Annotated in this window: 9 protein-coding genes; 6 read left to right on the forward strand and 3 right to left on the reverse strand. The window is 67.9% G+C overall.

From position 1 onward, the window contains the following. Positions 1 to 887 precede the first annotated feature (887 nt). The 4 genes from GJ633_RS12190 to GJ633_RS12200 all read left to right on the forward strand — a co-directional run bounded on the left by GJ633_RS12190 (position 888) and on the right by GJ633_RS12200 (position 2,944). Positions 888 to 1,478 carry a hypothetical protein gene (locus GJ633_RS12190; protein ID WP_231741349.1) on the forward strand — a complete coding sequence of 197 codons (591 nt, stop codon included), beginning with the start codon at positions 888 to 890 and terminating at the stop codon, positions 1,476 to 1,478. A gap of 154 nt (positions 1,479 to 1,632) precedes the next feature. After that, the gene (locus GJ633_RS12195) at positions 1,633 to 2,082 is read left to right on the forward strand and encodes a DUF4870 domain-containing protein (RefSeq protein ID WP_156589047.1); all 450 of its coding nucleotides are present in this window, start codon (positions 1,633 to 1,635) and stop codon (positions 2,080 to 2,082) included. Between the two features lie 5 nt (positions 2,083 to 2,087). Further along, complete coding sequence (locus GJ633_RS17895; protein WP_231741350.1) at positions 2,088 to 2,297, forward strand: hypothetical protein; 210 nt, start codon at positions 2,088 to 2,090, stop codon at positions 2,295 to 2,297. Continuing rightward, positions 2,216 to 2,944, forward strand: a complete 729-nt coding sequence (locus GJ633_RS12200; RefSeq protein WP_321169061.1) for a DUF4870 domain-containing protein — start codon at positions 2,216 to 2,218, stop codon at positions 2,942 to 2,944. The genes GJ633_RS17895 and GJ633_RS12200 overlap by 82 nt, the downstream gene beginning before the upstream one ends. A 64-nt stretch (positions 2,945 to 3,008) precedes the next feature. Here GJ633_RS12200 and GJ633_RS12205 read toward each other — a convergent pair whose 3' ends face one another. Continuing rightward, complete coding sequence (locus GJ633_RS12205) at positions 3,009 to 3,626, reverse strand: metal-dependent hydrolase (protein WP_156589048.1); 618 nt, start codon at positions 3,624 to 3,626, stop codon at positions 3,009 to 3,011. A gap of 230 nt (positions 3,627 to 3,856) precedes the next feature. Here GJ633_RS12205 and GJ633_RS12210 point away from each other — a divergent pair, with 230 nt between their 5' ends. Together GJ633_RS12210 and GJ633_RS12215 are read left to right on the forward strand one after the other, a co-directional pair. Next, positions 3,857 to 4,918, forward strand: coding sequence for an alanine--glyoxylate aminotransferase family protein (locus GJ633_RS12210; RefSeq protein ID WP_156589049.1), 1,062 nt, complete (start codon positions 3,857 to 3,859; stop codon positions 4,916 to 4,918). 134 nt (positions 4,919 to 5,052) lie between these two features. Next, positions 5,053 to 5,919 carry a succinylglutamate desuccinylase/aspartoacylase family protein gene (locus GJ633_RS12215; protein WP_156589050.1) on the forward strand — a complete coding sequence of 289 codons (867 nt, stop codon included), beginning with the start codon at positions 5,053 to 5,055 and terminating at the stop codon, positions 5,917 to 5,919. 133 nt (positions 5,920 to 6,052) lie between these two features. Here GJ633_RS12215 and GJ633_RS12220 read toward each other — a convergent pair whose 3' ends face one another. Then, positions 6,053 to 6,430 (reverse strand): DUF5811 family protein, encoded by a 378-nt coding sequence (locus GJ633_RS12220; protein WP_156589051.1) that lies wholly within the window; start codon positions 6,428 to 6,430, stop codon positions 6,053 to 6,055. Between the two features lie 110 nt (positions 6,431 to 6,540). After that, positions 6,541 to 7,086, reverse strand: a complete 546-nt coding sequence (locus tag GJ633_RS12225; RefSeq protein WP_156589052.1) for a pyruvoyl-dependent arginine decarboxylase — start codon at positions 7,084 to 7,086, stop codon at positions 6,541 to 6,543. Positions 7,087 to 7,221 lie beyond the last annotated feature (135 nt).

Here is a 7,221-nt window from a genome sequence, read left to right on the forward strand (position 1 = left end):
GAGCGCAGCGAGGCGTTTCACCGACGGCGAGGCCGGCGGCCGAGCCGTCGGCTTTTTTCCCACCAGGTTTTTTCGAGGAGCGGTTCTCGAAGACGAAGATGAGCGAGAGAACCCGACGAAAAAAAGGTGGATATGCACGCTCATTCTAACCGATGATCCGTATACAACATCGTGAAAATAACTCCTCGTGACGTTTCTCTGATACCCTCGATCTGAAGGCTGCGAGGATACCGTCGCGAGACCGTCACTCTCCCACGGGTCAGAACAAGCAGATTCGTCTCGGGTGATTTATCACGATATATCAATCTTGAATATAAGAAATGTATTAGACATGATTAACGACGAAAGGACGATCGAGCGCGTACGTTCTGCGGATATAAGCGGTCTTTCGGACTCAAAAGAGTAGTACAACGAGCTACAACAGAGGCATAGAAATAATCCAACAAAACACAATTATAACATAAATGAGTATAGAATAAAAAATATATCCTATATATAGTAGATTTTCGTCTATCTTGCGCATCAATACAGATATATCATCGATCAGTTTATAAATAACTGTTATCCAATGGTTTATCGGTACTATACGATTTCAAATACGATTATCGGATGGGGTCGATCACACCCGGTGCCGATCCCGACCGAGATAGCTCGATCGAGACGTGGACGCGATCCGACGGGGAATTCGGGCGCCGAGAGGGGTCGAATCACGGCGGCCAAACGACCGAAGACGGGATCGAGAATTCGACGGTCGATCCCGGTTGGGTCACGGGATTCTCAGCCGCTGGGGACGCTCGGATCTCGTTTGACGGCCGCCAAACGCCGGTTCGTGGGCGCCAAATCCACGCCCGGTTTTAATCACTCCCGGCCGCTATGGACGTGGTACCGTGTCCGCGATTCCGCCCTGGATCGACGAACGAATCGATCGGAACCTCGACAACACGCTCACGCAGGAACACGTGGTCGAGACGATGCTGGAGTCCGATCGACCGTTCTTCTCGATTCGTCAGCTCCACGCGCGCGTCAAGCCCGACATCGGGAGGGCGACCGTCCGGAACCGGCTGAAGGAGCTACAGGAGATCGACGTCGTGGCGACGGAGTCGTACCCCGACTCGATCACCCTGTACTACGTCAACCACCCGGAGTCTGACTGGCCGCTCTCGCCGGAGGGGAAGCGCGCGCTCAACGCTGACACCCCGCTGGATCGGCTCTCCACCCGCGGATTCCTCACGCTGTCGGACACGGCGGGAATCCGCACGCTCGTGCTCGCCGGGTTGCAGCTGAGCCTCGTGATGTTCGCGCTCGGCGGCATCGTGACGCTGCTCGGCGTCGACCTCGGAACCACGAGCAGCGACATCGCCCTCTGGGGTACCGCCATCGACCTGCTGCTCGTGAGCCTGCTGCTGCTCGTCGCGGAGCGGATCGCCCGCTGGATGCGCGATCGGTACGGCCCGCTGGAGGCCCTTCCGTCGACGTAACGAATCGCCGGTCTGCGACCGCCCGAGCGGGCGGCGTCCCGCATTTCCCCCGGTTGCATCACACGAAATCTCGGTCACACCACACGAAAGACGCGAAAGAGTACACGTACACGACACACCCACAACGCATTCCCCACACGATACATCCCCGCACATGACGTCCACCACGACATCCACGACCGGTCCGGAACTGCTCGAAGAACGATCTGTCGGCGGCGTCCTCGTCCACCTGCTGGCGCTCCTCACCGGGTTCGTCGGCGCCGTGATCGTCTTCGTCGCGTCGAGCCACGAGTTCACGCGCGCGAACGCTCGAAACGCCCTCAACTGGCATCTCTCGGTGTTCGTGTTGACCGTCGTCGCGACCGCGACGTTCGTGCTCGGCGCCGACACCATGACACTCGCCGACGGCACCACGAGACAGCTGTCGCTGCTGCCCGCGCCGCTCGACGCGGTGTTCGGCGTCGTCGGGATGATCCTGCTCGTCGCGGCGGGAATCTCGTGGTTCCTCACGTTCGTCTTCGCGCTCGTCGCCGCCGGCAAGGCGGTCTTCGGTACGGCCTGGCGGTACCCCGGCTCGGTCGACCTCGTCGGCCGGTACACCTGACGGAGATGCCCGCCGAACCCACCTCCGCCGAGTCCTCGACCGCACCCGGCCCCGAACTGCTCGACCGCCGGTCGGTCCTCGGCGTGCTCGTCCACCTGATCGCGCTCCCGACGGGCGTCGTCGCGCCGGGCTCGTGTACGCCGCCGCGACGACCGAGTTCACGAAGCGCAACGCTCGCAACGCCCTCGACTGGCATCTCGCGGTGCTCGGGCTGACCGTCGTCACCGTCGGCTCCGTGCTCGGCGTCGCCGAAGGAACCGGCTCCGCCGGCGTCGACGTCCTCGCCGTCGCGTCGCCGATCGACACGCTCGCCGGGGCGGTCGTCTCCGGACTGGTGCTGCTGTGGATGGGAGTCGGGCTCTGGTCGTTCCTCGTGGCGTTCGTCGCCGCCGGGAAGGCGGCGTTCGGCGACGCGTGGCGATACCCGCTTTCGCCCGCGCTCACGGACCGGCTCGCGCCGCGCGTCGCCGAGAGGGCCGGCTGGCCACTCGTCGTCGACGCCTACGCGGTAACGACGCCGGTCGGCCTCGCGATCGCCCTGCTCGGCGCTGCGACGGGGTGGTCCGTCGCCGTCGCCGCCGTCGCGCTGATCGGCCTCGTCTTCGTCGGCGCGCCGGCCGCGGCGGTCGCGATGGTCGTCGTCGCCGAGCGGATCGTCCCCCGCCGACGCGACTGGCGGCCGAACCCGCTCGCGTACGTGGGCGGCCCGGTCGCGGTCGGAGGAGTCGGGTTCGCGGTCTCGGACGCCGCGACCGCCTCGATCAATCCGGCCGGCGACGCGGTGTACGCTTTCCTCGCCGCCCTGTGGGCGTCGTGCGTCGTCTTCGCGGTTCGATGGCGGCGCAACCGGCCACACCGGTGAGCCCGATCGGCCGCGGGCTCGACGTCGTCGACACCGCCGTCGTCGCGAACGCACGGTCGCCGGCCTATGATTCCGGGTCCTCGTCGCAGTACCGGTCGGGGAGAAACGGCGTCAGTACGGCCGGCGCGATGGGGGCGATCCGGGCCGCGAGGTCGGCGAGGTGTCGACGGAGCACCGTGTACGCGACCGCGACCGCGACCGCGCCGAGCACGATCCACCGGAGCGTCCCGTCGACCAAGTAAAGGAGGGGGAGCGACAGGCCGACAGACAGCGCCAGATCCTCGACGGCGCCGTCGTATCGAACGACCCGCCGTGGGGCGATCCACCGGCCGCGGTAGTGGTCGTAGACGGCCCGGTCGGAGGTCCCCTCCCACGGTCGCAGTTCGAGCCCGCCGCCGTAGACATCGGAGACGCTGTGGAGGGCCGCAGCGATCAGAAACACCGCGACGCCGACGGTCGCCGCCGAGGGCGCCAGCAGCGCGACGGGGAGGGCGACGGCGGCGAGCGCGCTGTAGTACACGGGATAGTGGAGGGTTCGGCGGTGACCGACGTACATGTCGAGGTCCGGGACGAGCCCGCCGAGGAACCCGGCGACGAACCCGACGGGCGCCAGTTCGGGCGCCGCGTACGCCAGCGGCGCGGCGAGCAGCATCCCGCCGAGCACGTGTGTCGGGAGCATCATCGTGGCGAGACGAAAGCGACAGAAACGTATGAACGTATCGCCCCGCGTCACGGCGCGGTATCCGTCGACGTCGAGCGGCAGCCGTCTCCGGGACGCAACCGAATTCACGCGTCGGAACGACGCGTTCGGAACCACACGCGTCGAGACGCCACGCACGGGGACCTGACACCGAGACGCCGTGCGTACCGCGACGGACGGGCTTTATGCCCGACGGGTGCGAGCGTGGGCGTATGCTCATGACGCCGGGACCGACGGCGGTCCCAGCACCCGTCCGCGAGGCGATGAGCCGCGAGCTGATCAACCCCGACGTGGACCCGGAGTTTCAGGAGATCTACAGCCGCGTCGTCGACCGGCTGCAGACCGTGTACGGCGCGGGACCGGACCGCGACGTCGTCGTGCCCGGCGGCGAGGGGATCCTCGGGCTGGAGGCGGCGATCGCCTCGCTGGTCGAGCCCGGCACCGAGGTGCTGTGTCTGTCGAACGGCCTCTACGGCGACGGCTTCGCGGACTTCGCCGAGGCGTACGGCGCGGAGGTGACGCTCGTCGGTGCCGACTACGACGAGCCCCTGCCGATCGCCGACCTGGAATCGGTCCTCGCCAGCGACACCGACTTCGACGTGGCGACGATGGTCCACTGCGAGACGCCGACGGGAACGCTCAACGACCTCGGTCCCGCGCTCGACCTGCTGGAGGCGGTCGACGTCCTCACCGTCGTCGACGCCGTCTCCTCGCTCGGGGGCACGCCGGTGCCGACCGACCGGATCGACGTCTGTCTCGGCGCCTCACAGAAGTGCTTCAGCGCTCCGCCGGGGCTCACCACCGCGGCGATCAGCGACCGGGCGTGGGACGCGATGGCGGCGCGCGATCCGCACTCGCTGTACACGAACTTCCTCCCGTGGCGCGACACCGACGAGGGGTTCCCGTACACGCACCTCACGACCGAGGTCGTCGCGCTCGAGACGGCGCTCGGGCTCCTCCTGGAGGAAGGGGTCGACGCCGTCGTCGACCGCCACGAGGCCGCCGCGGAGCGCTGTCGCGAGCGCGGCGCGCCCCTCGACGTGGACGTCTACCCGGATCCCGACCGCAGTTCCCCCACGGTGACGGCGTTCCACGTGCCGGGACGCGCGCGCGACCTCCAGCGCGCGCTCCGCGAGGACCACGACGTGCTCGTCGCGACCGGACTCGGCGACCTCGCCGACGACGTCCTCCGCGTCGGACACATGGGCCACAACGCTCGCGTCGACCGCGTCGACACGGTGATGGACGCGCTGGCCGCGGTCGAGTCCGGGTAGTCGACGTTTCCCCGTCGACTTCGGCGGGGACGTGTTGACTTCGGCGGGAGCGTGTTGACGTCCGCAGAATCCCCGCCGTCGACGACGGACGAGGCGAACATCATTTATCACTCGACCGGCGTATACGAGAGTACATGGAAACGATCGAACGCGGGTCCGCGGGTTCGGCCCGCGTCGCGATCGTCGGTGGGATCCACGGCGACGAACCCGCGGGCGAGCGGATCGTCAGACGACTGGCCGCAGAGCTCGACGAGGAGGGCCCCGGAAACGGCACCGTCCGACTGATCGTCGCCAACGAGCCGGCGCTCGCGGCCGGGACGCGGTACACCGACATCGACCTGAACCGGGTGTTCCCGGGTGACCTCGAGAGCGACGAGTACGAGCGGACGCTCGCCCCGCAGATTACGGCCGAACTGGACGGGATGGACGCGGTGCTCGCGCTCCACACCTCACACAGCGCGCCGCCGCCGTTCGCGATCTACAGCGAACTCACCGAGTCGGTCCGTCGGACCGTCACCGGGATGCCGGTCGAGTACGCGGTCGACTCCAGCGGCCTCCGCTCTACGACGATGGATTCCGTCGTCCCGCACACGGTGTCGATCGAGGTCGGCAGACAGGGGAGCGAGGAGGCCGCCGAGTTCGGCTACGAGGCGTGTCTGGCGTTCCTCCGCGCGCACGGGGCGCTCGACGACGAACCGCCGACGTTCACCGAGACGACGGTCGTCGAGGGCCGCGAGGAGGTGCCGAAAGGCGGCGGCGAGCCGCACGTCTACTACTCGAACTTCGAGGCCATTCCGCGGGAGGAGGTGTTCGCCGAGGACGACGTGTACACCCACCGCGTCGACGAGGCGGGAATCGTTCCGATCCTGGCGAGTGAGGACGGCTACGAGGATATCTTCGGAATCTACGGACAGGTAACCGGCGTCCTGAAGCCACCGGGCGAGGGAGAACTCGGCGTGGTATCCGCCGACGAACCGCCAGCCGAGTTCGGTGAGGACTGAGCGGCGCGAGCGAAACGGAGTGACCGGCCATCATGCCGGCCGGGTGCCGACACGGTCGAGAGAAAACGGCACGTTAACGCGGCAAACCGACGCCGCGTCACTGTCAAGACGACGCGCTGTCACCGATGCCGCGTCACTTCGCGGTCGGCGTGATGTCGCCGACGGCGTCCATCACCTGCATCGCGGCGCTGGCAGCCAGCCCGCGAGCGACCTCGTCGGTGTCGGCCTCGGCGATGCCGGCGTCCAGGTCCTCCGGGTCGGGCGTGAACCCGGCCGAGACCGGGTGCCCCGCAGGCGGGTTGACCGCGACGGTCGCCTGCGGACCGTTGGCGCCCACGGACAGCTCCGAGCCGACGGCGTAACTGTTGGGGAGATACGACTCTGTTCGCGATACGATTCCGGCGACCGCGCGCCGGAGCCGACGCTTCTGGTCCGGGGTGAGCTCGACGGCCGCGGGCTCGCCCGCGTCCATCACGCCCGGTGCCCCGGCGTACGGGTTGTTGCCGTTCATCGAAGACACGCTTCGTACGCGGAGACGAGTCAAAAAGGCGTCGGCGGTGACATTCCCACCGAGACCGACCGCAGGACCGCCGCCGACGGTCGCGGGACCGCCGCAGACGCTCACAGAACCGGTTCGGACTCGCCGTACGCCGCGATCACCACCGCCGTCGTGTACCGTCCGGCGTCCGCGGGCGCGGTCTCCACCCGGACGGCGCGGTCCGGGAGCTCCCAGTCCCGGAGCTCCGCGCCCGCGTCCAGTCCGGCCTCGATCCGCTCGCGGACGTCGGCCGCGTCCTCGCCGGTCACCTCGTAGAAGAGCCCCGGACCGGGGCCGGTCGCCCAGCCGAGTCCGGCGACGACGTCGGGGTGACGGCGTGGGGCGCGCTTCGTTTCGGCGTCCTCCGCGCCGGCGCGACCCCCCTCTCGGAAGTCGACCTCGTCGTCCGGACCCACCGTCCGTCGCGCCTCGACCACGGTCAGGCGGTTGCCCGCGGGACCGAGGTCCGGCACCGTCTCGACCGCCGTCACCGTCGCCTCGGCGGGGACGACAGAAGAGACGGCGACGAGGTTGTAGTTGTGGAGGTTCGCGTCCGCGAGCGCCGCGTCGTAGGAGGCCATCGCCGTGTCGGCGACGCCGACGCCGCCGGCGACGTGGATGGTGTTCATCGGTGCCGAGTCGACGCCGCTCGATGGAAGGTGTTACGAACCGACTCCCGCGGCGACGTCACGAAAACGGACCCGGGCGACGGCGACGAGGACGGTCCGAAATCACCATCGACTCGCGGTGGCGCGCCCGGGAGC

The organism is Halorubrum sp. CBA1125, from assembly GCF_009742825.1.
Lineage (GTDB): Archaea > Halobacteriota > Halobacteria > Halobacteriales > Haloferacaceae > Halorubrum.